This is a genomic window from Cellulosilyticum sp. (assembly GCF_982396655.1).
On record NZ_CEVXFV010000056.1, the window covers coordinates 1 to 26,280 of the forward strand.

21 protein-coding genes and 2 riboswitches are annotated in these 26,280 nt (G+C 33.8%); of the genes, 8 read left to right on the plus strand and 13 right to left on the minus strand.

The genetic code is table 11. The features are described 5' to 3' along the window. Positions 1-88: 88 nt before the first annotated feature. Together AC1VAQ_RS17410 and AC1VAQ_RS17415 are read right to left on the minus strand one after the other, a co-directional pair. Positions 89-1,582, minus strand: a complete 1,494-nt coding sequence (locus AC1VAQ_RS17410; protein ID WP_479904275.1) for an HNH endonuclease — start codon at positions 1,580-1,582, stop codon at positions 89-91. A 355-nt stretch (positions 1,583-1,937) separates the two neighbouring features. Continuing rightward, positions 1,938-2,963: a YeiH family protein gene (locus tag AC1VAQ_RS17415; RefSeq protein ID WP_302599879.1), complete on the minus strand. Its 1,026-nt coding sequence runs from the start codon at positions 2,961-2,963 to the stop codon at positions 1,938-1,940. A 119-nt stretch (positions 2,964-3,082) separates the two neighbouring features. Here AC1VAQ_RS17415 and AC1VAQ_RS17420 point away from each other — a divergent pair, with 119 nt between their 5' ends. Next, complete coding sequence (locus AC1VAQ_RS17420) at positions 3,083-3,979, plus strand: LysR family transcriptional regulator (protein ID WP_302599881.1); 897 nt, start codon at positions 3,083-3,085, stop codon at positions 3,977-3,979. A 103-nt stretch (positions 3,980-4,082) separates the two neighbouring features. Here the strand turns inward: AC1VAQ_RS17420 and nifJ are convergent, their stop codons facing one another. Beyond that, positions 4,083-7,622 (minus strand): pyruvate:ferredoxin (flavodoxin) oxidoreductase, encoded by a 3,540-nt coding sequence (gene nifJ / locus AC1VAQ_RS17425; protein WP_302599882.1) that lies wholly within the window; start codon positions 7,620-7,622, stop codon positions 4,083-4,085. A 283-nt stretch (positions 7,623-7,905) separates the two neighbouring features. Here nifJ and AC1VAQ_RS17430 point away from each other — a divergent pair, with 283 nt between their 5' ends. Together AC1VAQ_RS17430 and AC1VAQ_RS17435 are read left to right on the plus strand one after the other, a co-directional pair. After that, the gene (locus tag AC1VAQ_RS17430) at positions 7,906-9,114 is read left to right on the plus strand and encodes an FprA family A-type flavoprotein (RefSeq protein ID WP_302599883.1); all 1,209 of its coding nucleotides are present in this window, start codon (positions 7,906-7,908) and stop codon (positions 9,112-9,114) included. A gap of 264 nt (positions 9,115-9,378) precedes the next feature. Further along, on the plus strand, positions 9,379-9,753 hold the full coding sequence (locus tag AC1VAQ_RS17435; RefSeq protein ID WP_330697625.1) for a helix-turn-helix domain-containing protein: 375 nt from the start codon (positions 9,379-9,381) through the stop codon (positions 9,751-9,753). A 49-nt stretch (positions 9,754-9,802) separates the two neighbouring features. On the opposite strand, the gene AC1VAQ_RS17440 is transcribed toward AC1VAQ_RS17435, so the two are convergent. The 5 genes from AC1VAQ_RS17440 to AC1VAQ_RS17460 form a co-directional block, all read right to left on the minus strand. Further along, a complete protein-coding gene (locus AC1VAQ_RS17440; protein ID WP_302599884.1) occupies positions 9,803-9,967 on the minus strand; it encodes a FeoB-associated Cys-rich membrane protein in 165 nt (54 codons plus the stop codon). A gap of 78 nt (positions 9,968-10,045) precedes the next feature. Next, entirely contained in the window at positions 10,046-10,804 is a 759-nt protein-coding gene (locus AC1VAQ_RS17445) for a DUF8091 domain-containing protein (protein ID WP_479904276.1), read from the minus strand. Between the two features lie 108 nt (positions 10,805-10,912). After that, a complete protein-coding gene (locus AC1VAQ_RS17450) occupies positions 10,913-12,049 on the minus strand; it encodes a YibE/F family protein (RefSeq protein ID WP_479904277.1) in 1,137 nt (378 codons plus the stop codon). 2 nt (positions 12,050-12,051) lie between these two features. Beyond that, positions 12,052-13,581, minus strand: coding sequence for an alkaline phosphatase (locus AC1VAQ_RS17455; RefSeq protein WP_303244250.1), 1,530 nt, complete (start codon positions 13,579-13,581; stop codon positions 12,052-12,054). Positions 13,582-13,833: 252 nt separating this feature from the next. Further along, positions 13,834-14,469: a DUF488 domain-containing protein gene (locus AC1VAQ_RS17460; RefSeq protein WP_302599926.1), complete on the minus strand. Its 636-nt coding sequence runs from the start codon at positions 14,467-14,469 to the stop codon at positions 13,834-13,836. 145 nt (positions 14,470-14,614) lie between these two features. Here AC1VAQ_RS17460 and AC1VAQ_RS17465 point away from each other — a divergent pair, with 145 nt between their 5' ends. From AC1VAQ_RS17465 to dapB, 3 genes are all read left to right on the plus strand, one after another. Beyond that, entirely contained in the window at positions 14,615-16,099 is a 1,485-nt protein-coding gene (locus tag AC1VAQ_RS17465; protein WP_479904278.1) for a sialate O-acetylesterase, read from the plus strand. 126 nt (positions 16,100-16,225) lie between these two features. After that, positions 16,226-16,419: riboswitch (Lysine riboswitch) on the plus strand. A gap of 160 nt (positions 16,420-16,579) precedes the next feature. Next, on the plus strand, positions 16,580-17,461 hold the full coding sequence (dapA, locus tag AC1VAQ_RS17470; RefSeq protein WP_302599928.1) for a 4-hydroxy-tetrahydrodipicolinate synthase: 882 nt from the start codon (positions 16,580-16,582) through the stop codon (positions 17,459-17,461). A gap of 50 nt (positions 17,462-17,511) precedes the next feature. After that, the gene (gene dapB / locus AC1VAQ_RS17475; protein WP_302599929.1) at positions 17,512-18,267 is read left to right on the plus strand and encodes a 4-hydroxy-tetrahydrodipicolinate reductase; all 756 of its coding nucleotides are present in this window, start codon (positions 17,512-17,514) and stop codon (positions 18,265-18,267) included. A gap of 226 nt (positions 18,268-18,493) precedes the next feature. On the opposite strand, the gene AC1VAQ_RS17480 is transcribed toward dapB, so the two are convergent. From AC1VAQ_RS17480 to AC1VAQ_RS17500, 5 genes are all read right to left on the minus strand, one after another. Next, entirely contained in the window at positions 18,494-19,960 is a 1,467-nt protein-coding gene (locus AC1VAQ_RS17480) for a methyl-accepting chemotaxis protein (protein WP_479904279.1), read from the minus strand. Between the two features lie 169 nt (positions 19,961-20,129). After that, a complete protein-coding gene (locus AC1VAQ_RS17485) occupies positions 20,130-20,312 on the minus strand; it encodes a hypothetical protein (protein ID WP_302599932.1) in 183 nt (60 codons plus the stop codon). Positions 20,313-20,660: 348 nt separating this feature from the next. Beyond that, the gene (locus tag AC1VAQ_RS17490) at positions 20,661-21,479 is read right to left on the minus strand and encodes an energy-coupling factor transporter transmembrane component T family protein (RefSeq protein WP_302599933.1); all 819 of its coding nucleotides are present in this window, start codon (positions 21,477-21,479) and stop codon (positions 20,661-20,663) included. Beyond that, positions 21,473-23,206, minus strand: coding sequence for an ABC transporter ATP-binding protein (locus tag AC1VAQ_RS17495; protein WP_479904280.1), 1,734 nt, complete (start codon positions 23,204-23,206; stop codon positions 21,473-21,475). The genes AC1VAQ_RS17490 and AC1VAQ_RS17495 overlap by 7 nt, the downstream gene beginning before the upstream one ends. A gap of 83 nt (positions 23,207-23,289) precedes the next feature. Then, positions 23,290-23,847 (minus strand): ECF-type riboflavin transporter substrate-binding protein, encoded by a 558-nt coding sequence (locus tag AC1VAQ_RS17500; RefSeq protein ID WP_303244407.1) that lies wholly within the window; start codon positions 23,845-23,847, stop codon positions 23,290-23,292. Between the two features lie 70 nt (positions 23,848-23,917). Continuing rightward, a riboswitch (SAM riboswitch) is annotated at positions 23,918-24,036 on the minus strand. 276 nt (positions 24,037-24,312) lie between these two features. Between AC1VAQ_RS17500 and AC1VAQ_RS17505 the strand changes: the two genes are divergently transcribed. Together AC1VAQ_RS17505 and AC1VAQ_RS17510 are read left to right on the plus strand one after the other, a co-directional pair. Then, positions 24,313-24,786 (plus strand): hypothetical protein, encoded by a 474-nt coding sequence (locus AC1VAQ_RS17505; RefSeq protein ID WP_302599935.1) that lies wholly within the window; start codon positions 24,313-24,315, stop codon positions 24,784-24,786. Between the two features lie 177 nt (positions 24,787-24,963). After that, complete coding sequence (locus tag AC1VAQ_RS17510; RefSeq protein WP_302599936.1) at positions 24,964-26,220, plus strand: chloride channel protein; 1,257 nt, start codon at positions 24,964-24,966, stop codon at positions 26,218-26,220. Positions 26,221-26,280: the final 60 nt, after the last annotated feature.

Below are 26,280 nucleotides of genomic sequence, written 5' to 3' on the forward strand. Positions count from 1 at the left end.
ATTGGACATTTGTAGATGACTTTTAAGTACAATATCACTTAACTTAATGACATTGTAGGAAATCCTATCTCTTTTTTATCTATATATATTATGCTTTAATCATTTGACGCATTTTCTCAACTGAAATTGGTGGATTTTGGCTATGAATCACACCATGACAATTATGACACACTGGAATTAAGTCTTTAATTGGATCAGTATTTTCACTTACTTCTGTGCAATCATGACTATGAATATTATGCACCTCTATTTGATTTTCAAAAGCTTCGCCGTACGTATAGCCATAATCAAAGCCACAAAGGTCACAAATAGCACCATAATATTCAATACATTTTACTTTAGCACTCTCATAATCTGAAGTAGCTACATTTTTAGATTGATGTGCTACTTGTTCTTCTTTTAAATGTGCTAAAGATTTAGCAATTTCTTTAGCAACATGGTCATCTTCCGGAACTGATGTATGTGTCTGAACTACTGGCTCTTTTTCTTCAGGCTTAGATTGTTCAATAGGTGTTATGTGTGCTGGTGCCATATCTTCCTTCACATTACTATCTGCCTCTGGTTCACTGATCACTGGATCACCTAATAAAGCCTCTACCAATTCATCTATTGTTTGTGGTACTGAACGTTTAATTGGCGTACTACTTTTAGTAATAGGCATAACAGGTACTTTTTCAACTTCTGTAGGTACTTTTTCTTCTACTGTTACTTCTGGAATTTCTGTATCTTTATGCACCTTTACTTCTATTCCCTCTAGGCTTACTTTGCCTTCTGCAACGAGCTCTTCTATTGCTTCTTTAAGTTCAGGGCGTACTGTCCATTCAAAACAAGTGTTATCTTTAAAGCCACCAATAAATATCATATGCCACCAAATAATTTTGCCGTCATTACCTACAGGTGCATCTATCTTTAAATTTGCTTTAATACGTTTTGCAAGGGCTAAAATAACTTCTTTAAATGGATAAGTTGCTGTATATCCTTCCTCATTTGCCAAGTCATTTGCTTCAATACCACTTCCCATTAAATACACACGAAGGATTAAATCTTGATTTTTAGCTGAAAAGACTGTTGGCTTTACAAATATTTCCTTCCATGCTTCCTTTGTAATTCCTAAATCCTTATTATAAAGTGTGTATTCTTTGGCTTTAATTTTTGCTATCTCTTCTGAAGTTTCTGTGCCCATATCATTAAAGATATCTTCTAACATTTTTCCAAAATCATCTTTTTCTTCTATGTCTTCTTCTTCGACTTCTTCTATTTTATTAGGTGCATAGCTATATGCCTTAAGCTTTTGATCACAATGAGTAATTATATCCTCTAAAAATAAACTAGCGTAAAGAGGCTTTGTAATTAAAGCTTCAACAGAAAGATCTAAGCGTTCATTTTCCCATAGAATTGCAAAGTCCTGTACATTGCTTTCTGTTGTAATGTATTTTACTGCTGCTTCATAACCACCATATTTATTAATAAAGTCTAACAGTCTTGTTGACTTATACTTTAATTCTTGATTACGTCTTTTACATAAATTAATCATTTCTTGGTGAAAAGCTTTCTTAAGTTGATCTGTGTTAATTTGCTCCATCATCTCGTCCCTCTAATCTTGTTATTCTCACGATATAAGACAATTAAAATGACACTGCAGGCAAAGCATCAGTGTCATTTTAATAGAATCTCCCATTAGGTAGAAAATATGCCGTTCATTCATGTCCTATGTCTTATCGCTTTTATTATAACATATGTTATGCAGATTCTCTAGACGATAGACTTATTTTTAACTTTTATAGACTTTTTTTAATTAATCTATATATTTTCCTACACTAAAGTTCATTTCTTCTCAATGCTTTATACATTTTATCATACGTCAAAAGTGGTGAATGTATGCGTACTTTTCACAGCATTTCCATTCACCACTTAAAATAATTATTAATTTTTTAGCTTTAAATTTGTCCTAAGAAAGCTTGAACAATAAAAGATACAATAACAACTAAGGCTGAGATAATAAAGCCATGAAGCATTGGTTTAAAGCCAGAAGCTGCTACCTTTTTAAAGTTCGTTTTAAGCCCGATAGCCCCTAATGCCATAACCATTGCAAATTTGCTCATTTGTGCAATAGTAGTACAAGTAGGCTCTGGAATGATTCCTGTACTCTTAACTGCTACAACGCCTAGGAAAAATAAAATAAACCAAGGGAAAATCTTTTTGAAGTTAATTTTAGCTTTTTCATGTGCTTGCCCACTTGCTACACGAGCCTTATGGTTTAGGTGTTCATTAATCATTGAGAAAATTAATACAACTGGAATAATAGAAAGAGTTCTTGTAAGCTTTACAATAACTGCAAAATTACCTGCTGCATCTGAAAAAGCATATCCTGCTGCTACTACAGATGACGTATCATTTACAGCTGTTCCAGCCCATAATCCATAGCCTAAGTCTGTCATATTAAAGAAGTGACCCATAATAGGGAATAAAATAACCATCACAATATCAAAAATAAATGTTGATGAAATAGCATAAGCAATATCACTATCTTCTGCTTCAATGACTGGTGCGATGGCTGCAATAGCTGAACCTCCACAAATACCTGTTCCAGCTGAAATTAGTCCTGAAAGCTTCCAATTCATTCCAAATATTTTTCCAATTAAATAACCGCCGCCAAAAGCCGTAATTAATGTAAATGTCATAACAACTAATGAAAACTTACCAACTTCAAATACTTGTGAGAAACTTAATGATACCCCCATTAATACAATAGAAATCTTTAAAATACGCTTTGAAACAAGTGTAAATCCTGGTGCAAAAACATTATTTTTAGTGACTACTGGATTAAGTGACATTCCGATTAGCATAGCAAATACGCCTGCACTAATTAAATCATAAGGAATAAAACTACTAATGTATTTAGATACAATAGCAAGTACAATGGTGAGCACCACTCCTGGTGCATACTTTTTAATTGCATTCATAATTATCTCCTGTTACATTTATATATTTAATTACATTTGTTGATTTTAGCATAGATTTAATATAATATAAAATCATAGATTTTTATAAACTCATAAATATATATTATAGGTGGAGATTAATGTTTGACTTTCGACTACATACTTTTTTAACACTTTGCAAAACGAGAAATTATACAAAGACCGCTCAGGTCCTACATATTACCCAACCTGCTGTAACTGGTCATATTAAATATTTAGAAGAGCATTATCAAATGAAACTTTTTTCATATACCGGTAAAACACTTACCTTAACACCGCAAGGTGAGCATTTTCAAAAGCTCGTAGCAACAATGCAGGCTGATCTTGAAAAAGCCCTTAGCCAAATTAGACATCTAGAGTCTAATAAAATTAAACTGAACTTCGGTGCTACTTTAACTATAGGAGAATATACAATGCCAGATCTCCTTAAAGCCTATATGCAAGCTTACCCTCACCATGAAATCACTATGATAATGGATAATACCCAGAATCTACTCACTCAATTAAATGAAGGCAAGTTAGATTTTGCCTTAATAGAAGGCTATTTTAATAAATCAGATTATACTTATCGCTTGCTTTCCGAAGAACGTTTTATACCTGTTTGTAGTGCCATGCATCCTCTTGCTACCCAAAGTGTTACGTTACAGCAACTTTTTAAGGAACGCCTCATCATTCGTGAATCTGGTTCTGGCTCTCGTGATATCTTTGAACGTGCCCTTCAAGAATATAATCATACCATCACAGCTTTTAATGGGCTAGTTGAAATAGGTAATCTCAATGTCATAAAAGAGTTAGTTGCTTCACAACTTGGTATTACCTTTATTTACGAAACAGCTGTCAAGGAAGAACTCAGTAAAGGGCACCTAGCCCCTATAGATGTTAAAGATTTTAATTTATTACGTGCCTTTTATTTTATCTGTCCTAAAAACAGCTTATTTCAAGAAAATTACTTAAAATGCTTTACTTTCTTTAAAGAAGTACTTCAAAGTACACATTAATCATTTAAGACTAAAAAAAGGCTACTGCTTTAATCTTTAAAGCAGTAGCCTTTCAACTATTTAAAACATTATTTGTATAAAATTTATAAAAATAAACTCTTAATTAAAATTCTTGTGCTGCTAAGCGTTTATAATTTGCTAAACGATCTTTTGCTTGTTTTTCAGCCATTTGGAACATTTCTTCAGCTTGTTCTGGATATTGTTTTAAGATTGCTGAATAACGCACTTGACCCATAATGAAGTCTCTAAAGCTTTCTGTTGGTTCTTTAGAATCTAAGATAAATGGATTTTTACCTTGTTCTTCAAGGAGTGGGTTATAGCGGTATAAGTGCCAGTAACCTGATTTAACAGCATCACCCATGTATGAAATAGATTTACCCATTCCGCATTTTAAGCCATGGCTAATACATGTTGAGTAAGCAATGATAATTGATGGACCATCATAAGCTTCTGCTTCGAGCATTGCCTTAACAAGTTGGTTTTTGTCTGCTCCCATCGCTACTTGTGCAACATATACATTACCATAAGCCATCATCATTCGACCTAAATCTTTTTTGCGTGTACGTTTACCTGATGCAGCAAATTTAGCCATAGCCGCCATTGGTGTTGATTTAGAAGCTTGTCCACCTGTATTTGAGTAGATTTCTGTATCAAATACTAATACGTTAATGTTTTCACCTGATGCAAGAACATGATCAAGCCCGCCGTAACCGATGTCATAAGCCCATCCATCACCACCAATGATCCATTGTGAACGTTTTACAAGATAATCTCGTCTTTCTTCTACTTGTTTAAGTGCTTCTTGAGCCTCTGGCACTGTAATCACGTTGTTATCAAGGATTTCTTCGATTTCACGGCTATATACTTTTGAAAGTTCACCATTCTCTTTGTTTTCAAGCCAGTTCATAATGCTTTCTTTAGCTTTTTCATCAATTGGAAGATTTACGATTTCATTTAAACGTTCTGCGATACGATCTCTCATTTGATTTACAGCTGTCATCATACCAAGACCATACTCTGCATTATCTTCGAAAAGTGAGTTTGCCCAAGCTGGACCTTTACCTTCATGGTTTGTTGTATATGGTGTAGATGGCGCTGAACCACCCCAGATTGATGAACATCCTGTAGCGTTTGCAATCATCATACGATCACCAAAGAGTTGTGTTAAAAGTTTCATGTAAGGTGTTTCACCACAACCAGCACATGCGCCTGAGAATTCCATAAGTGGTGTTTTAAATTGGCTATCTTTAACTGTTGTACCTTTTACAAGATCACCTTTATAAGATACTTTTTCTGAAACTGCAAATTCCCAGTTTGGAATTTCTTTTTCTACTTGTGTTGCAAGTGGTTTCATTTCAAGGGATTTTACTTTTGTAGGACAGATGTCTACACAATTCCCACAACCTGTACAGTCCATTGTACTTACTTGCATTCTAAATACAAGTCCATCGAATCCTTTACCTACTGCTTTTTTAGCCTCAAATCCTTCTGGTGCATTTTGCATTTCTTCTTCTGATACAAGTACTGGACGAATACATGCATGTGGACAGACAAATGCACATTGGTTACATTGGATACATGTGTCTACATTCCATTCTGGTACACTAATTCCAACACCACGTTTTTCGTATGCTGCTGTACCTGCTGGGAATGTACCATCTTCATAACCAGTGAAAGCACTTACTGGAAGGTTATCCCCTTCAAGACGGTTAATCGGTTCTACAATATTCTTAATGAAGTCTGGTTTATTATTTTCTTTCACTTCTTCATCTACTGCATTTTCCCAAGTTGCTGGTACATCAATTTTAACAAGAGATGTAAAACCTGCTTCTACAGCTTTGTAATTCATGTCTACAATATCTTGACCTTTTTTACCATAAGCTTTTTCAATTGATTTTTTAAGGTAAGTAATTGCATCATCTTCAGAAATGATGTTAGCAAGTTTAAAGAAAGCTGCTTGCATAATCATATTTACACGTTTACCAAGACCAATACCTGCTGCAATACCTACTGCATCAATTGTATAGAAGTTAATTTTATTTTTCGCAATATAGCGTTTCATTTTAGCTGGTAATTTTGTTTCTAGTTCTTCTGATGCCCATAAACAGTTAAGAACAAAATTCCCACCCTCTTTAAGACCTTTTAATAGGTCATACTCATTTACATAAGCTTGTTGTGAACATGCAATGTAATCAGCCTCATCAATAAGGTATGTTGAACGAATTGCTTTATCACCAAATCTTAAGTGTGACATTGTAATCCCGCCAGATTTTTTAGAATCATAAGCAAAGTATGCTTGTACATATTTGTTGGTGTGTTCACCAATAATTTTAACTGCTTGTTTGTTCGCGCCTACTGTACCATCTGAACCAAGCCCCCAGAATTTACATCTTACTGTTCCTGCATCAGCTACACGAAGCGCATCGTTTACTGGAATAGATGTAAATGTTACATCATCTTCAATCCCTACAGTAAATTGATTTTTAGCGTCTTCTAATTTTAAGTTATCAAATACTGCTTTAATATGAGTTGGTGTCACGTCTTTTGAAGCAAGACCGTAGCGTCCGCCAATAACTGTTGGTGCATTTTCCTCATTGAAGAATGCTGACCGTACATCTAAGTATAATGGTTCACCAATGCTTCCTGGTTCTTTTGTACGATCAAGAACTGCTATTTTTTGTACTGTTTTTGGCATCGCTGCTAAGAAATGCTCTGTGCTAAATGGACGATATAAGTGAATTTTTACAAGTCCATATTTTTCACCTTGTGCATTAAGGGCATCAATTGTTTCTTCAATCGCTTCTGTTACAGAACCCATTGCTACAATAACGTGAGTTGCATCCTCTGCACCATAGTAGTTGAATAAACCATAGTTTCTACCTGTAAGTTCATTCATTTTTTGCATATATTCTTCTACGATTGGCACAATATTATTGTAGTATTTATTACTTGCCTCTCTTGTTTGGAAGTAAATATCTGAGTTTTGAGCTGTACCTCTTGTGACAGGGTGATTTGGAGAAAGTGCTCTTGATCTAAATTCCGCAAGAGCTTCTTGGTCCACAAGTGCTGCATAATCGCTATATTCAAGTACTTCAACTTTTTGAATTTCATGTGATGTTCTAAATCCATCGAAGAAGTGTACAAATGGAAGTCTACCTTTAATAGCTGCAAGGTGTGCTACCGGCGCAAGGTCCGCTACTTCTTGAACTGAACCTGATACAAGCATTACGCAACCTGATTGTCTAGCTGCCATAACGTCTTGGTGGTCACCAAAAATGGATAATGACTGTGCTGCTAAAGCACGTGCACTAACGTGGAATACCCCTGGTAAAAGCTCTCCAGCTACTTTATACATATTAGGAATCATAAGAAGGAGACCTTGTGAAGCTGTGAAAGTAGTTGTTAAAGCACCAGCTTGAAGTGACCCGTGGAATGTACCAGCTGCTCCTGCTTCTGATTGCATTTCTACAACTTTAACAGTTTGTCCAAAAATGTTTTTTCTATTTTGAGCGGCCCAATCATCTACTACTTCTGCCATTGTTGATGATGGTGTAATAGGATAAATTGCTGCTACATCTGTAAAAGCATAAGCAACGTGTGCTGCTGCTGTATTTCCGTCAATGGTCATTAATTGTTTTGCCATATGTAAATCCTCTTTCTCTAGTCATTATTTAAGTTTAATATTTATCATATTCATTACAATAAGTGAACTTTTATTTCCATGTTAAAAGCTCTTGTAACAAATAATAATTCTTAACTAAGCTTTATTATACTCATTTTTTTTATGAAAGCTAGTACTTTTTTTAGTACATTTAAATTCAGTGGTTTTTCTTGACAATACCTTCTTTTATTTTATAATTATTATTATCTAACAGAAGTCATTAAACTAAATTTATTAAAAAATTAATTAAAAAGGAGCTGTTTATATGTCTCATACTTTAAATATTTCTTCTGATTTCTATTGGTTAGGTGCTTTAGACCCTACCCTTCGTACTTTTGACATTGTAATGGAAACTGAATTTGGTACAACTTATAATGCTTATCTTTTAAAGACTTCAGAAGGTGGTGTACTTTTTGAAACTGTTAAAGATAAGTTTTTTGATGAATACTTAGAAAAAATTAAGTCACTTACTTCTTTAGAAGAAATCAAATATATCATTGTAGATCATACAGAACCAGATCATGCAGGCTCTGTTGCAAAACTAGTTGCTCTTGCTCCACATATTACTGTAGTTGGTAGTTCTCTAGCAATTAAATATATCTCACAAATGATTAATGCACCATTTAAAAGCCTCGTTGTAAAAGATGGTGGAAAACTTTCTGTGGGTAACAAAACAATTCGTTTTATCAGTGTACCACAACTTCACTGGCCAGATACAATGTATTCTTATGTAGAAGAAGATAAACTTCTTATTACATGTGACTCATTTGGTGCACACTACTCTGATGAACGTGTACTTAAAAGTGAACTTGAAGCTGAAAGAGAAGATGATTATGTTTCAGCTTATAAATACTACTATGATATGATTATGGGGCCATTTAAACCATTTGTTCTAAAAGCACTTGATAAAATTCAAGATTTAGACATTTCTTTCATCTGCCCTGGTCACGGTATGATTTTAGATGCTACAAATATGAATAAATACATTGAACTCTACCGCACATGGAGTACACCAGTGAAGTATGAACCAAGTATTGTTGTTGCCTATGTATCTGCTTATGGTTATACAAAGCAAATGGCTGAGGCAATCTGTGATGGTATTCATGCAAATGGTTATACTGGTAGGGTTCATCTCTGTAACTTAGAAACTGAAAGTGTTGCTGACGTTATGTCTAAAGTTAACGTTGCTGAAGGTCTTCTCCTTGGTTCACCAACAATTCTTGCAGATGCACTTCCACCAATCTGGAGTGTGATGACTTCAATCAATCCAGTTATTCATAAACATCTTCATGTAGGTTGCTTTGGTTCATATGGTTGGAGCGGTGAAGGTGTAACTCACATGGCCGAACGTCTTAAACAACTTAAATGTCCAATGCCAGTTGCACCACTTTCTATCTGCTTCAAACCAAGTGAAACTGAACTTACTGAGTGTATAAACTTTGGTAAATCATTTGCAGCTTCACTTATGGCTTAATCTTTTCTAAAAGGTTGGTATACAAACTGTATGCCAACCTTTTTGTTCTAATCTAATTGTATTTGCTATAGTATCTGCTGACAAGTAGACACTTTTTTTATATATAGTGTCAAAAATGATACTTATATGTTAAAATGGAAGTAAGACACCAACTTTATACTAGTGTATTCATTTTTACAGATATCTTAATTTTATCTTGGAATATATTCATTAATATGATTTTGGTAGATAAACACTTAAGAAAGCATACAGAGGATATTATTTATGACCCTTACCATTACTCAGCATAATCAATGCCATCGAAAAGAAAGTTGTGCCAAATATGCCACTTGTCCTATGATTATTGTTCATAAACTTATTTCAGGAAAATGGAAAATACTTATTTTATGGTATTTAAGTCATCAGACATTACGCTTCAGTGACCTTAAGAAAAAGTTGCCAGAAATTACGCAAAAAATGCTTACAAATCAACTTAGAAGCTTGGAAGACGATGGCCTTATCTCACGTACAGTCTACCCAGTAGTCCCCCCTAAGGTAGAATATGCACTGACAGATATGGGAAAACAAATGTTACCACTTTTAGAAAGCATGTATGAATATGGTATTACTTATTCTGATAGAACAAAATCCATTAAATAAAAATGAGCGATTACATTAAATAAATCAATGTAATCGCTCATTTTACATATTATATCTTATTCCTTTTATGATTCTGTGGTGTCGTGCAACTTGACTTCTGACTACATCCTGAGCAGCCACAGCCACATCCTCCAACCTTCTTATTTTTGATAACATGACGTAATGCAAAGAAGACCACGACTGCCAGCACTATTAATACTATAAAATCTGCCATAGTTTACCCACCTTTTATTTTGAAAATCATTTTCATTTAAGCATATTATATGCTTTAAATATTTTTAGGTCAATAGCTTTATAAACTCTTTTTTACTTCGTATAAATAGGCGCGTCCCTTTTTACCAATACGTTCAACCGCCCCTACTTCTAATAATATATTTAAACTTATTTGGGCAAGTCGCATGGAGATTTTAGCAGTTGCTGCAAAGTCTTTACTGTCAAAGTTCTCATGAAGGCCTTCTGGTATTAAAGACTTATAGTCCTCTAAATCTTGAATATAAAATTGTTCATGTAATGTTACTGGAATGCGATCACTGCGGTGCGAGCCTCTTTTACGATCTCTGCTCCATCCATTTAGACGACGGTATTCTTCAATATCAACAAGTACTAAACATAAACTTAGATTACCATGTTTTAAGAAGCTTTTTATCTTATATAACTCTATAAACGCCTCATAGAAATTCCCTTTTTTAGGAGACCTTCTTCCACCACTTATTTCTCCTGTCTCTTCATCAATCCAATAAACCCACTTCTGATATGGGATAGGATAGACAAGCGTTACAGGATACATTTCTAAAAAATATGTAAGTTTATTTCTTAGTTTATTAAACTGTCGCGTTTGAATCTCAATAATACCTTCTCCTGTATAAATATCAGCATAATAGCTCCCAATCTTAATTTCATGCTTTGACTTATCAGTTTCAAAATAATTCTTTAAGACTGCGTGAAGGGTCTTTTCACTAAGTGTACCAATCCCTGTACGTTGTCTCTCTTTGAGCACTACTTCTCCATAAGCCTGCTGAAATTGTGCTAAATGACTTTCTTCTATTTTCATGGAAAACTCCTTCAATACATCTCTTAAATTTAGACTCTCTTTTATTAAAAAACACCTTATCTCTAAAGGCAAGCATTATTTTAAAAGTTTTCCATGAAAAATTTTGTACTAAAATGATATATGCTCCTCATCGGAATGTGACTTTGTATACACATGGCTACAAATTAATGCTGTAAGTGGTGATACCACTACAAGGCCCATACACCCAACAAAGGTATGCAAAATTTCTGAAGCAATAGATTGCATATTAAAGATACTTAACATCGGTGTACCTTGTGCCATATAAACCATCATTACCGTAATAAAGCTTCCCATATATGCCAAAAGTAGCGTTGTAATCTGAGAACCCACTACTGATCGGCCAATTCGAATACCTGATGCTAAAATTTCCTTTCTTGTAATATCTGGTTTCTGATCTACGACCTCTTCTATAGCCGCTGAAATATCCATTGTCAAATCTACAATAGCCCCTGAACAGGCAAGATATATGCCCCCTTGATAAATAAGCGTTAAATTAAGTTTTTCAAATCCTGCATATAAAAGAGGCTCTGACCACTCCATAACGGCACCATCTATTTTAAAGAGTACGCCAAATAAAATAGCTATGACACAAGTCAAAAGTGAAGCACTAATCGTTCCTAAAATGGCACAATATGCTTTCTTTGTAAAACCACCTACTAGTAATAAAGTCACTACTGCCATCGTAATCCCTATACATAAGCTTACAAGCATTGGATGATATCCTTTTAATAAGCTTGGAATAAGTACCTTCCAAATACAAAGTAAACTAAAGGCAAAAGATAAAATTGTCCTTGCACCAGTTCTACCTGCAAAGATAAGAAGACTCATAACAAAAAGACCCATTAAAAACACCTCACTATCCAAGCGATAATAATCGATCATATTCACATATACGATTTGATTATTATCATCCTTTTCAAGAAGAACATATGCCTTATCGCCTTGTTTATAAAGTTTATCCATTTCTAGCTTACCTGTTAATAGATTAACACCTTCTACCTGCTTTCCCTTAAAACTCCCCTGTAAAATTTCTAAAGTACATGTTTGTGAGCCTTGTTTTAATAGTCCTGCCTGATAAACTGTACTTTCATTTGTAGTGATTACCCTTGCCTTGACACCTTCTGCATTCTTATAAATTTGCTTTTCAAATCCTGTCGGTATGCCTATAAGTATCATTATTGCTACAAGGCATATCAATGAAAATAAATACTGTGTACGTTTCATCTCTACTTCACATCACAAAGGCTTGCAAGTTTATTAAAGATCTCTGTATTATCATAAGAACCTTCAAAAAGTGTTTCACCTTGACCCATTGCATAAACAGGTACAGGTACACCTGTGTGTGAATAAGATGTCCAGCCAATACCAGCCTTATTATTTAAGATATGGGTCAGTGTTACTGTTAACGGTTCATAGCCACCATATAAAGCTGTAGCTTCTTCACCGGTTTGACGTTCTGTTTTTTCTTTCATTGTTTCTTCAAAAGCAGCTGCCAATTTCTTCATCTCATAATCTGTAAGTACTAAGTTTTTATAGGCATTTTGATTAGCACGGATATCCTCTTTACTGATTAAGCCAAATTCCTCTTCAATAAGTGTCATGACATCTTCTAATTTTGCATCTACACCTACTGTCTCCTTATATGCAGCTAAACGTTTATCAAATTCTACATAACTCATTTCTTGATTATTCAAAATATCAAATGTTGTATCATAACCTGTTGTTGCTTGACCAATCGTCATACCACCCGTCTCATGATCACCTGTTACTAAAATTAATGTTTCATCAGGATGTGCTTTTGCAAATTCTACAGCGACATTAATTGCTTCATCTAATGCTATTACATCTTGAATATTTGCCATAGCATCATTTGCATGACCTGCCCAGTCAATTTTCCCACCTTCTACCATCATGAAGAAACCTTTCTTATTATCTAAGACATCAATACCTTTTTGAACAAGTTCTTTAAGTTTAATGCTATCTTCTGAGGCATCTAAATTATAATACATTGCCTGTGAATCTTGTAAATCTGGATTGATTGCATAAATCTTTCCTGACTCATTATTTAAGTTTAGTATATCTTCTTTTGTATTTACAATATGATATCCATTTTCTTTTATAATTTCATAAGCATCTTTTTGGTCTTTATTTTTACCTGTCGGTTGTACTAATCCACCACCTGCGAAATAATCAAAATTACTTTCTGCCAGTTGAAGGGCAATGTTATACATGTTCGAACGTGATACCTCATGTGCATAAAATGCAGCGGGTGTAGCATGATCAATTGATACTGAGCTGACAATACCAATTTTATAGCCTTTTTCTTTTAAAAGCTCACTAATATTGATTGTTTTAGTTGTTTTATCAGCTTCATAACCTATAACACCACTATGTGTTTTCTTGCCACTTGAAATAGCAGTTGCCGTTGAAGCTGAATCAGGACAAAAAGAAGTTGCATCTTGCGTTGTTGCTGAACCTACTACTGGAAATGAGGTTGTTGTAAGTTCCCCTAGATTAATCCCACCCTGCTCATTAACCCCTTTGTAAATACGTGCTGCATTGAGTTGAACAGATGACATGCCATCTCCAATAAAGGTAAAGATATATTTAGGGGCCTTAATCTGCTCGGTACTTGTTCTTACTGCGGATATGGTTAATCCTGTTGTTGGTGAGGCAACTGTACTAAGTCCCACCAAACTTGCTGTTCCTACTACAACACATGCAAAACCTATTAAAAATCTCTTCATCATTTTCATCTTATTTCCCTACCTTTTAAATTTAATCACTTCTTATCGTGTAATTTTATAGAGAAGCCAACTATAACTTTAAAAAAATATATTCTAAATAGGTTTCTCTTAATGATTTTACATGACTAAAACATGATGCATCACTCAATCTTATAGATGTAAAATCTATGCTACAACTTAACTTTATACGCTTGTTGTTAAACATAAATTACTCATATGTTAGTTTTTTATTCTATTTATATTAAATCTTTTTTAAATCTCTTATTTTCCATCATATTTTTCTTTCAAAACACGCTTACCATTTACACTAGCAATTTGATTACTACGTAATTCATAAGCCTTATCAACTAATAGTTTCTCCTGTGTATGCATCCCAAAAAGATCTATTTGATTTTGATTTGGAAAATAACAGTTTAAAAGTTCCTTTTCTAATTCTTCTTGTGTTTGTACACTTCCATCAGCTAAAATATGCAATATTTCATAGCCACGTGCATATAATGCCCGTGCCACCAGCGTACTGCGATGACAATCACTAGGTGCCTTTTCAGCACACATAAAAGCAATGACATAACCTTGTTCAATCCCACGACAAATTGTCTCAATGCCTTCTTTAAAACTATCTAACCTAGCAATTTTTGTAAAGTCTAAGTACCCTGCTTCATTTAAAAGTTCTGAATTCGGACGTATAATTCCAAAGGCCCCTTCCATCTGACGATATAAAATATGATGATGATTTAAAAACTGTTTAAGGGGTTCTTTATTAAATTGTGGATGAAATGCCGAATATGCCATTGTGCGTACATCTATTACAATACCAATATGGTATTTCTCTAATAATGCTAAAAAACTTTCTTGTGTATGGTGGGCATAACCAATTGTATAAATAAATTTTCTCATAAATACTCCTTATATATTGTTATTTTTTTCTAAAAACATTAAACTAATCTTGATATTAACTTTATATTTATTAGTTACTATAAACATATTATAACAATTTATACGCTACTATGAGTTGCGTAATAACGAAAGGATGGCAACGCTTATGGCAGAAAGTTCTTTACAGATTGCACCTGTATTTGGTGAACATATGGTACTACAACATGGTATGCCACTTAAAATTTGGGGAAGTGGTCCTGAAGGTCAGGCCGTAACACTTAAAATACAAGACCAACAAATTACTACTATAATTAAAGATGGTTATTGGGAGGTTACTCTCTCACCACTTTATTTAAGCTCACCTACAACCTTAACCATTTATACTACTAATGAAAGCATTAGCCTCAAAGATATTTTAATCGGAGATGTTTATCTTGCTAGTGGTCAATCTAACATGGCTATGCCACTTCGCGATACACAGGATGGCACTAGCCTACTTGAAGGGCCCTTTTCATCTAATATACGTATCTGCGATATGGTTGCCAGACATTATAAAGAAGGCACTTGTTATTTAGGTGGAAATGATGAAATGGGTTGGGAAATTAAATCTACTGATTTAATATGGAAAATTCCTTCTAAAGAAAGTATTAAAAATTTCTCAGCCATCGCTTATCATTTTGCTATGGAAATTCATGAAACACAAAATATCCCTGTTGGCATTATTAACTGCTCTTGGGGAGGAAAATCCATTTCTTGCTGGATTCGTGAAGCTTACTTTATGAAAGATCCAGAGCTTAAAGCTTTTTATAAGGAGTTCAAAAAGAATCTATCTGCTGTAGATATGTTGCAGTATACAAAAGATTTTACAGAGTATGTTTTAAATGCCCAACGTTTTATTCATGGTGAAACAGATATTTGGCCACTAGAGCCTTTTGGTCCACTATGTTCAGAAACACCAGGGCGCTTATATGAAAGTATGCTCTCTAGACTTATTCCTTTTACCTTTAAAGGCGTTATCTGGTATCAAGGTGAAAGTGACGAACTACGTGCTAATCTTTATGAAAAACTCTTTACAGCCCTTATTCATAACTGGCGTGATGACTTTCAAAATCCTACACTGCCATTTTTCTTTGTTCAGTTGCCTAGCTATAACACCACAGCAAGTGAAGACCCATGTTTATGGGCTTATTTAAGAGAGGCTCAAGCTAAAGTTGCAAATACACTGCCTTTTACTTATATGGCTGTTACTTTAGATTTAGGTGAAAAAGATAATATTCATCCGACTCATAAAAAGCCAGTTGCACACCGCCTTGCTTTACTTGCACGTCACGCTATTTACAAAGAAGAACTTTTAGTACAATGTCCTATTTTAAAAGCTGCCACATTAGAAGGTAAAATCTTAAAGCTCTTCTTCCTACATACAGGTGATGGTTTGCAAATAAATGGCAATTCTCTCCAAGGGCTTCAAATAAAAGATACACTTGGACAAATTAAATATTGCCAAGCTATTGTTCGAGAAAATCAACTCCTTATAGATTGTCCGAATATATATGAAATAACTGAAATTCGCTATGGTTATGCAAGTTATAGTGAGGCTAATCTTGTAGGAAGCAGTGGCTTACCTGTTACACCATTTAAACTCACTATTTAAATCTAAGGGGCTAAACTTTAACTCTCATTTAGCCCCTTGTTTTAAGTAACATAAAAATATTTTAATTTTACTTTTTATATTGACTTTTTTTATTTTAAGTGTTATATTTTACACAATTCAATAAATAATTGACGTAGAGGTGCGAAGGCTATCAGTAGGCTTTGGGATTTATGCAAGTAAAGAAGAACAAAGCAGAAAGGAGTATTCGCCGAAGGATAAATACCTTGCAGTATTTATTACTGGTTGTACGGTTAAGAGCCTTACAACTGTCATTTTTAGAAAATAAATTGATTTTCTAAGGATGGAGAGCTACTTATGATTTCATCATATTATTTTTAGATGATTAACGTAGCCAGCCTCTATATGCTGGTTTTTTTATTGCATCCACTTCTACCAAATACTAGAAGTGACCACCTCATGTTCTATTACATAATATGGTAGTAGAGACATATTACTACACAAAGAAGGGAAGTATAAATTATGGCAATATTTGAAGGTGCAGGTGTAGCTATCGTTACACCATTTTATGAAAATGGAGATATTAACTTTGGACAATTAGAAAAACTTATTGATTATCAAATCGATAACGGTACAGATGCAATTATTATTTGTGGTACAACAGGTGAAGCTTCTACAATGTGTGATGAGGAACATTTGGAATGCATCAAAATTGCTGTTGACCGTGTTAAGGGACGTGTCCCTGTTATTGCTGGTACAGGAAGTAATGATACAAGACATGGTATTGAACTTACTAAAAATGCAAAAAAATTAGGTGTAGATGCCTCACTTCAAGTCACACCTTATTATAATAAAGCAACCCAAAAAGGTCTTATTGAGCACTTTACAGCTATTGGCCGTGCAACTGACCTTCCTATGATTCTTTATAGTGTTCCTAGCCGTACTGGTGTAAATATTACACCTCAAACAGCTTATGAACTTTCTAAATTTGATTTTGTAGTAGGTCTTAAAGAAGCAACAGGCAATATTTCACAAGTTGCCCAGATTGCTGCACTCTGCGGCGATCGTTTACCACTCTATTCTGGAAATGACGATCAAGTTATTCCTATCCTTTCATTAGGTGGTAAAGGTGTCATCTCTGTACTTTCTAATGTTGCCCCACAACAAACTCATGATATGGTCCGCCTTTACTTAGACGGTGAAAGAGAAAAAGCACTTCAACTCCAATTAGACTTTTTACCACTTATTGCGGCGCTCTTCAGTGAAGTCAATCCTATTCCAGTAAAACAAGCACTTAACCTTATGGGATGGGAAGCAGGTCCTTGTAGATTACCGCTTACAAGCTTAGAACCTCAAAATGAAGCTAAATTAAAACAAGCACTTATTGATGCTAAAATTTTATAAACAAAACTGCGCGTCTCACAGTCTTGTTACTTCTAGAAAGGATGAATCTTATGATAAAAGCATTAATGCATGGTTGTAATGGTAAGATTGGGCAAACCATTGCACGTATTATTTCAAATCACGAAGGCATTGAACTAGTAGCAGGTGTCGATCCTTATTTAGGTACGCCTAATACTTTCCCCGTTTTTGCTACGCTAGAAGAATGTAATGTACCTATAGATGTAATCATTGATTTTTCCACTGCTAAAGCCGTACCTGCACTTTTAGACTATGCAGTAAATAGCAAAACCCCTATCGTCGTATGTACAACAGGTCTTTCAGATGCAGACATCGAAAAATTAAATACTGCAAGTAGACAAATTCCAGTCTTTTTCTCAGCCAATATGTCTTTAGGTGTTAATTTACTCATTGCCCTTGCTAAAAGGGCAACTGAGGTTTTAAGTGATAGTTCTTTTGATATTGAAATTATTGAAAAACATCATAATCAAAAAATTGATGCACCTAGTGGTACAGCACTTGCTATTGCTGATGCAATTAATAGTAGCTTGTCTGAACCTTACGATTATCGTTATGATCGCACGACCATACGTGAAAAACGTCCAAAAAACGAAATTGGCATCCATGCTGTACGTGGTGGTACTATCGTAGGAGAACATGAAATTCTTTTTGCTGGTAATGATGAATTTATTACCCTTAAACATCAAGCAACTTCTAAAGAGGTTTTTGCAGTAGGTGCACTTAAAGCTGCTAAGTTCTTAGCTGGTAAGGGTCCTGGTCTTTATAATATGGAACATCTTTTAGGATAAAAAAAGAGATAGATTTTACCATAAAATGAAGTGCCTCTGTCAAGTAGATAGGGGAAATAATAAAAAATTTGTGTCGCCAATCACACTTTTATCAGAAAGAGCTAGTATAGCACTTAAATAAGCTTTATTTCCTGACATAAAAAATACTCCTCCTTATGGTAGACAGTTTTATTATTTAAACTGTCTACCATAAGGGGAGCATATCAAAATCTATCTCTTTTTATATTTATTTTTTTAATTGATTAGATACTTCTACAAGTTGTTGCACATATCCCGTTGCTAATTGAGCATTTTCTAGATTACTAAGTGCAATAGAATTCGCCTCTTCTGCACTTGCATTTGTTTCTTCACTTACTGCTGAAATTTCATTAATACTTTCAACAATATTATTATTTGAGTTTACAATTTGATCTACCTTTTCATGAACTGCTTCTACTTTTGTATGAGACGCTGCCATTTTTGTAAGCATCTCATTAAAGATATCTTTTGTTGTATTAACAAGTTCATTTTGCTCCTTATTAATTTCATTTAACTCTTTAACAGCGCCTTCTGCTTGTATTACCTTTTGCTCAAGTTCTAAGATTATTGCTGAAATATTAGCTGTTAACTCTTGTGTTTGATTTGACAACTTTCTAATCTCATCTGCTACTACACTAAAGCCTTTTCCTGCTTCTCCAGCTCTTGCACTTTCAATAGCTGCATTTAATGAAAGCAAATTAGTTTGTGTTGAAATACCTGAAATAAGTTCTGTAATCCCATATACTTCCTTAGACTTATTTTTTAATTCTTTCATAATGTCATAAGTGTAGGCATTCTGTGTATTCACACGTATTGTTTTTTCAGTAACAGTATTCATCATTTGTGCCCCTTGCTTTAATGACTGTTGCGCTTCTTCCGAAATGCCTTTTACAACTATAAAATCGCTAGCTGTTTCTTGGATGAGTGTACCAATCACTTCAGTCATTTCAGTTTGTGCCTGAATACTTGTAGTTACGTCTTCAGAACCTGTTGCAATTTGTGTGATAACCTCATTAACTGTTTCTGAAGAGGTAGCAAATACATTTACAACTTCACTTACTTTATTGGTATTCTGATCAAGTACACCAATAGCCATAAAAATATCTTGTAAAAGTATATTCTGCTTATCCATCTCTGCTTGTACCCTTGCTGTATTCTCTGCTTGTAATTCATTAATTAAACTTACCAATTTATAATAGCCATATGAAAATACAATAATGGCACCTACTGTAACCATATAAGCCGTTGTAAGTCCCGAATGCCATTGTTTTCTCACAAAAATACGAATTAGCAAATCCATGCTGTTAATGATTACGACTAGTATATTGGCAGATTTAATAAGCCTCTCATCTAAATATAACACACAAATAAGTAAAATAGCTAATCCTGTTACAAATACAAAATTATCTTTAGCAAATAACAGCCCCACAGCATACATTAAAAGATAACTATACATTCCAATCCATTTAATGTGTTCACTGCTCTTATCTTTTAAATATGCAATGTTTATGCACATATTTGCTAAAAACATTATAGCTATAATACCCATTGTCTTAGCTATACTATTGTTTCCTAACATATATTCTTTAATATATCCTACATAAAGTGACATTGCCGCAAATGAACCAATAACAAAGAATACTTTATTTATTTTTATAAGTCCCCTATTTTCCACCCTATAACTCCCTTTCAATGTTTTCTTTGTTATTTTAACATATCATAAGTTATTCTTTCTACTACTTTTGTCATATATTGTAAATTTTTATATTTCTTATATATAGGTACAAAAAAAACTACTTAAAGCTATTTTCAGTACTTTAAGTAGTTCTTACTATATAAAATAATTAATTTGCATTAGTTGATTGATATGCTAAATCACATTTATCTTGCAATATATTGAAGTCATTTTCTTCATGGTGTTGAATAATGCTTTCTCTTAAAATATCATTCTCATATACAATTGTTACATAAACACTTTTCTGCCCACCTTTTGCCCTATAGTAACACATCGTTTCTCCTCGTCTCATTTTAATTCCTCCATTTACTCTTCCTGTTATTCACTTTATCCATGTCCGATTCATGTCTTTTTATGTCTTTTTTTATCTTTAATATCATTATACACGAAATCGAACATTTGTTCTAGTGTTTTTTTATTTTACTTTATTAATTTATGTACAAGCCTACTAATTTATAACCTATCTTTTAATATAGGTTTCACATTTATAAATTTTAGTTATTCATAGTTTTAGTAATGTGAAATCATTAAAAGCCCCTTTATACACTGTCTATTTCAAAGTCATAGCTGATTTCTCCATAAACAAAAAATGGTTAGCATATTGTTTAATTAATATGCTAACCATTTTTTATACTATCCTTTATATAAAGGGGTTATAAAAACGCCCTCCATTGCTTTTCATTAATATAAATACTACAACTACAATCATACTCATAACTGCTATAGCTATATAATCCCTACTTTTAAAAGGTTTACCACTATACCATGTACGTTTCTTATTTTTTCCAAAAGCACGTAGCTCCATAGCTGCACTTATCGTTTCAATACGTTCTAAACTTGAAAAGATAAGTGGTAATAAAATACTTCCCATATTTTTAAGGCGCTTTCCAAGCTTCTCATTACGAGAAAGATCAAGCCCTCTTGCTTGCTGTGCAAATGCAATATCTTGATAATCTCTTTGAATATCAGGAATATATCGTAATGCTATAGCCACTGCATATGCTAATGAATAACTTACCCCTATACGATTTAAAGAGGCTGCAAATTCACTTGGTTGCGTCGCCACCATAAAAATCAGTGCAATTGGTATCAGCGCAAAATACTTAACTGTAATATTAAATTGATAAAAAAGCTGCTCTTTGGTTACTGTGTATGGACCTATTATATGAAATAAAGGTGTATTGGTCCCATAAATATTTGTACCTTCTTGTGGGGCAAATATAAAAATTGCCACATTATTAATCATTAAAAATACCAGTATAAAATAAAATACTACTTCTATATCCTTAAATGGAATCTTAGAAATTTTAAAGAGTACTAAACTAAATACTAGAAGTACAATAAGTACACGTGTGTCATAAGTAAACATTGTTGCTAATGCATATAATATTAAACATATTAATTTCGTTGCACCCGTTAGCTTATGAATAAAGGATTCTTTTTCTATATATCCTAACATCTTGTGTTCCTCTCCTCTTCAATGAAACATTTTACAAAGTCTTGTGCATTTTTCAACTCAGCTCTTAAGGCTAATTCATATAGTGAAGTCATTTTTAAGCTTGCTGCACCTACTAAATCTTCATTCGTTAATACTTCATAGGCCGCCTGATCAGCTAAGAGTTTCCCCTCTGAAAGTACAAGTGCACGACTTGTATACTCTAACATCAAATGCATATCATGCGTTATCATTAAAATTGTAATACCTTTTTGGTTAAGTTCTTTTAAAAATTGCATCATCTCTGTATAATGCTTATAATCTTGTCCTGCAGTTGGCTCATCTAAAATAATAAGTTCCGGCTTAAGCACTAAAATAGAAGCAATAGTGACACGTTTCTTTTGCCCGTAACTTAAAGCTGAAATTGGCCAGTTACGTTTGCGGTACAGTCCACAAATTTTAAGTGTCTCATAAACCTTTTCCTTTATAATCTCTTCAGAAACGCCTCTTAATCTTAATCCCAATGCTACCTCATCAAAGATCATATTTTTAGAAATCATCTGATTTGGATTTTGGAGTACAACACCAATATTTTCTGCACGTTCCTTGATACTTTTATTTTTAAGGTCTTCCCCTTTAAATAAAATTTTCCCTTCTGATGGACGATAAAAACCACAAATCAATTTTGATAAAGTTGATTTTCCAGCGCCATTTCTTCCTACTAAACTTATCATTTCTCCCTTGTAAATATCAAAAGAAATGTCTTCTAATATATTTTTCTTTCCTTCATAAGAAAAGCTTACATTCTTAAAGCTTAAAAGAGCCTCTGCATGTTCTTTTGCTACTTCTTTTGGACTTTGTCGCTTATACCAATTTGCTAATGCACCTTTTTGCATTTCATCTAACCTTAAAGTATTTATATGTTCAAGTCCCATCTCTGTATTCAACTGACATCCAGCATATTTTAATGCAGTGACATAGAGTGGCTCACGTACCCCTACATTCTTCAAAATAGAAGGAGAAACAGTTAAAATAGCCTGTGGTGATAAGTCCGCTACTATACTTCCTTCATTCATAACGATAATACGATCTACGTTAGCTTCAAGAACATCTTCTAAACGGTGCTCAATAATTATCATTGTCTGCCCTGTTTGTTTTTGAAGGCTATCAATAAGATACATAGCATTTTTTCCTGTTGCCGGATCTAAACTCGCAAGTGGCTCATCAAATAACAAAATATCAGCCTCGCCTACCATAACCCCCCCTAGTGTGACACGTTGTTTTTGTCCACCTGATAAGCGCTGAGGTGCTACGCCTAAATGGTCTTGTATTTCTACCATTTCTGCAACTTCTTTTACCTTCTGATGCATTTTTTCTTGTACAACACACTCATTTTCTAGTAAAAAGGCAATATCTTCAGCAACTGTAAGACCAATAAATTGATGATCTGGGTCTTGTAACACAGTTCCTACCATTCTAGAAACTTCAAACAAACTAAGGTTTTTAGTTTCTTTGCCTTTGATACGTAAACTTCCTGTGATTTCACCTTTATAGTTGAATGGAATTAATCCATTTAATGTATGTCCTAAAGTACTTTTCCCTGAACCTGATGGCCCCACAATAAGTACCTTTTCACCTTCATATATTGTTAAATTGATATTTTTTAAAGTTGGATTTGCTTGAGCATTATACTGAAAGCTAAAATCTTCAAATACAATAACGGGTTTTTTCATAAATTTTCCTTTCTTCATCTTTATTTAATAAGTCCTTGTTCTATTGCCATAAATCAAATCGAATTTTCCTATTCCATAAAGAAAGAGGCGCGATGCACCCCTTAATCTTCTTCAACCAGAGTACCTTTTTGTATTCTAGTTTTGCTATACGCAATTAATAAAAATGTGCCAAGTACACCTACAGTTAAACTATTTGATATACTTGCTACTGCACCTTGTATATATACTTTATTCATAGGTTCTGCATAAATTAAAATATCTAAACTTGGTGCAACAACTACCCAAGCAATGACATTGGCTATAACTTGATAAACATTAAAATAAATAATCTTCTTAATGCCCATAGCCCCTTCTTCAATATCCATTCTTCTTTGTGCTATACCAATAATAAGTCCTACCACAGCCGAAGCAATAATCCAACTCATCCATGGTGATCCATAAGCGGTTAAATCCTTTAACATGTGACCAATAAACCCTATCATCATTCCTGCAAATGGTCCATAAATAACAGCCATTAACCCAAGAAAAGCATATGCTGTTTGAAGTTCTGTATTTGGAATGCCTGTTGGAATACAAGCAAAACGTCCTAAAATCAAAAAGACGGCTGCGCCAATACCAATGGCGACAATTGTTTTTATCGATAATGGTCTTCTATTCATTCCTGTTCCTTTCAAAATTTATAAAAATAAAGCCTGAACGCGAAGGTCCAGGCTTAGTGTGCACATTTTTTCCTCATCTTACAATGCTATAAAATTAATACAAATTTCATACATTGTGGACTTAGCACCTTGTCGTACACAGGTTGCTGGGTTTCATTGGGCCATTCCCTCCACCTCTCTGGATAAGTTTACGTCTCATATATTTCATATTTATGTTAAGTGGTTTTAAGCTTTTTGTCAACTACTATTTAATTTATTTTATTTTTCAATCCCCTTTTATGTTTATCTTTTCCTATAAGGTGTGATATCATATATAGAGAAACCAACTAAAACCTCAAAATATACATGTAGGTAAATTAGTTTCTCCCAATGATTTCACATGACTAGAAATTATGAATAACTAAATTTTATAAATGTGAAATCTATAGAAAAACAGTTAATTTTAGTTTTAAAGGAGATCTCATTATGATAACGCCAGATACATTACTTATAAAAAATCATACCGTCGTTCTTCATACGTCCCTTCATGAAGAAATTGTACTGCCCAATCTTACAACATTACTAAACCTTTATCAAACCCATAAAAATACAGAAGTAGGCCATCGTATTAAAGCAATGCTCCAATGTGATATTGGTACATTACTTGTTATTGAAATTATGATTGACGCCTCACATCCTGTCACCTTAGAACGTTTAAAATCTGGTGAAATCAGTAAAAATATGAAACACGTTAATGACTATAATGTCATCTTAAATAGTCATCTTGAAGACGCACGTAAACAATTTAATGAACAAGCCTCTAAAGGACTTGTTCAAGGTACTTTTGAAGACTGCTGCTTTAATACCATGCCTTTTGGTACTGTTATTTTATGTAGTCGTTTCCCACATTATAAAAATACACATTATAATAAGGAAGCAATTGATACATTAATAAATTAACTTATAAAAAAGAGAGGTTACAACTGTAAAATCTCTTTTTTCTTTATGTTACAATATAGTATTCTATTTTATAAATTCTTTCTCACTATATATTGAATTCGAAAATATATTGTTATAAAATGCTACTGTATGTTATCTTATATAGAAAATTCTATATTATATTAAGGAGATTTATAAATGACACAATTATTACATGTACTTAAAAATCATATAGAAGATTTGCTCACCTTCTTAAAATGGGTTTGCCTAGCGATTATCGTAGGCTGCATCGTAGGATTTATTGGTTCACTATTTCATCATGCTATCGAATATGTTACTTTGTTTAGAGAAAAGCATTGGTACACTATTTTATTACTCCCATTAGGTGGCATGCTTATTGTATTCTTATATCACATAGGTCATATGGCTGATGATAAGGGGACAAATTTAGTACTTCTCTCTATTAGAGAAGCCGATCCTATTTCCTTTAAAACTGCTCCTCTCATCTTCATTTCAACAGTTATCACTCACTTGTGTGGTGGTTCTTCTGGCCGCGAAGGTGCTGCTTTGCAGCTTGGCGGAAGCCTAAGCTATCAGATTGGAAAGCTCTTTCGCCTAGATGAAAAAGACTTACATATTATGACTATGTGTGGCATGAGTGCCGGTTTCGCTGCTTTATTCGGTACCCCCCTTGCTGCTGCAATCTTTGCTATGGAAGTAATTAGTGTGGGGATTATGCATTACGCCGCTTTAGTACCTTGTACACTTGCTGCTATCATTGGTTATGGCATTTCTGGAAAATTTCATATTAGCCCTACAAGCTTTCATCTCACTAATATTCCCACGCTATCAGTTTATATAACTTTTAAGGTTATTCTTTTAGCGCTTTTAGGTGCTCTCTTAAGTATGATTTTTTGCCAAAGTCTTCATACTAGCAGTAAACTATATAAAAAATGTTTTCCAAATCCCTATGTTCGCATTATAACAGGCGGTTGTTTAATACTCTTCTTAACACTTATTTGTGGGACAACTGATTATTTAGGTGCTGGTATGCCCATTATTACTGCTGCTTTAGAAGATCAAATCGTCCCTTGGGCTTTTTTATTAAAATTAATTTTTACAGCAATTACTTTAGGCGCAGGCTTCAAGGGTGGTGAAATTGTGCCTGCATTCTTTGTAGGGGCAACCTTTGGTCATACTGTTGGTGGGTTATTAGGACTTTCTCCTTCCTTTGGTGCTAGTATAGGACTAATTGCTTTATTTTGCGGTGTAACAAATTGTCCTATTACTACATTTATTTTAAGTCTAGAGCTCTTTGGTACACAAGGTAGCTTATTCTTCATGCTGGCTTGTGCTGTAAGTTATATGACATCAGGTTATCAAGGTCTTTATTCCAAACAAAAAATCATGTATTCTAAAGTAAAACCTGAATTTATCAATCAATTTACTGAATAAATTTACAATCGAGTAGGAGGATAACCATTAATTGATTATCCGACCTCTCACACCACCGTA

What these genes read in the sequence shown, in the direction of transcription:
- AC1VAQ_RS17455 (WP_303244250.1), bottom strand. Translation starts at nt 13,581, where the DNA reads ATGAAAATGATGAAGAGATTTTTAATAGGTTTTGCATGTGTTGTAGTA.
- AC1VAQ_RS17490 (WP_302599933.1), bottom strand. Translation starts at nt 21,479, where the DNA reads ATGTTAGGATATATAGAAAAAGAATCCTTTATTCATAAGCTAACGGGT.
- AC1VAQ_RS17415 (WP_302599879.1), bottom strand. Translation starts at nt 2,963, where the DNA reads ATGAATGCAATTAAAAAGTATGCACCAGGAGTGGTGCTCACCATTGTA.
- AC1VAQ_RS17410 (WP_479904275.1), bottom strand. Translation starts at nt 1,582, where the DNA reads ATGGAGCAAATTAACACAGATCAACTTAAGAAAGCTTTTCACCAAGAA.
- AC1VAQ_RS17435 (WP_330697625.1), top strand. Translation starts at nt 9,379, where the DNA reads ATGACCCTTACCATTACTCAGCATAATCAATGCCATCGAAAAGAAAGT.
- AC1VAQ_RS17495 (WP_479904280.1), bottom strand. Translation starts at nt 23,206, where the DNA reads ATGAAGAAAGGAAAATTTATGAAAAAACCCGTTATTGTATTTGAAGAT.
- dapB (WP_302599929.1), top strand. Translation starts at nt 17,512, where the DNA reads ATGATAAAAGCATTAATGCATGGTTGTAATGGTAAGATTGGGCAAACC.
- AC1VAQ_RS17465 (WP_479904278.1), top strand. Translation starts at nt 14,615, where the DNA reads ATGGCAGAAAGTTCTTTACAGATTGCACCTGTATTTGGTGAACATATG.
- nifJ (WP_302599882.1), bottom strand. Translation starts at nt 7,622, where the DNA reads ATGGCAAAACAATTAATGACCATTGACGGAAATACAGCAGCAGCACAC.
- AC1VAQ_RS17505 (WP_302599935.1), top strand. Translation starts at nt 24,313, where the DNA reads ATGATAACGCCAGATACATTACTTATAAAAAATCATACCGTCGTTCTT.
- AC1VAQ_RS17420 (WP_302599881.1), top strand. Translation starts at nt 3,083, where the DNA reads ATGTTTGACTTTCGACTACATACTTTTTTAACACTTTGCAAAACGAGA.
- AC1VAQ_RS17430 (WP_302599883.1), top strand. Translation starts at nt 7,906, where the DNA reads ATGTCTCATACTTTAAATATTTCTTCTGATTTCTATTGGTTAGGTGCT.
- AC1VAQ_RS17450 (WP_479904277.1), bottom strand. Translation starts at nt 12,049, where the DNA reads ATGAAACGTACACAGTATTTATTTTCATTGATATGCCTTGTAGCAATA.
- AC1VAQ_RS17500 (WP_303244407.1), bottom strand. Translation starts at nt 23,847, where the DNA reads ATGAATAGAAGACCATTATCGATAAAAACAATTGTCGCCATTGGTATT.
- AC1VAQ_RS17445 (WP_479904276.1), bottom strand. Translation starts at nt 10,804, where the DNA reads ATGAAAATAGAAGAAAGTCATTTAGCACAATTTCAGCAGGCTTATGGA.
- AC1VAQ_RS17460 (WP_302599926.1), bottom strand. Translation starts at nt 14,469, where the DNA reads ATGAGAAAATTTATTTATACAATTGGTTATGCCCACCATACACAAGAA.
- AC1VAQ_RS17510 (WP_302599936.1), top strand. Translation starts at nt 24,964, where the DNA reads ATGACACAATTATTACATGTACTTAAAAATCATATAGAAGATTTGCTC.
- AC1VAQ_RS17440 (WP_302599884.1), bottom strand. Translation starts at nt 9,967, where the DNA reads ATGGCAGATTTTATAGTATTAATAGTGCTGGCAGTCGTGGTCTTCTTT.
- dapA (WP_302599928.1), top strand. Translation starts at nt 16,580, where the DNA reads ATGGCAATATTTGAAGGTGCAGGTGTAGCTATCGTTACACCATTTTAT.
- AC1VAQ_RS17485 (WP_302599932.1), bottom strand. Translation starts at nt 20,312, where the DNA reads ATGAGACGAGGAGAAACGATGTGTTACTATAGGGCAAAAGGTGGGCAG.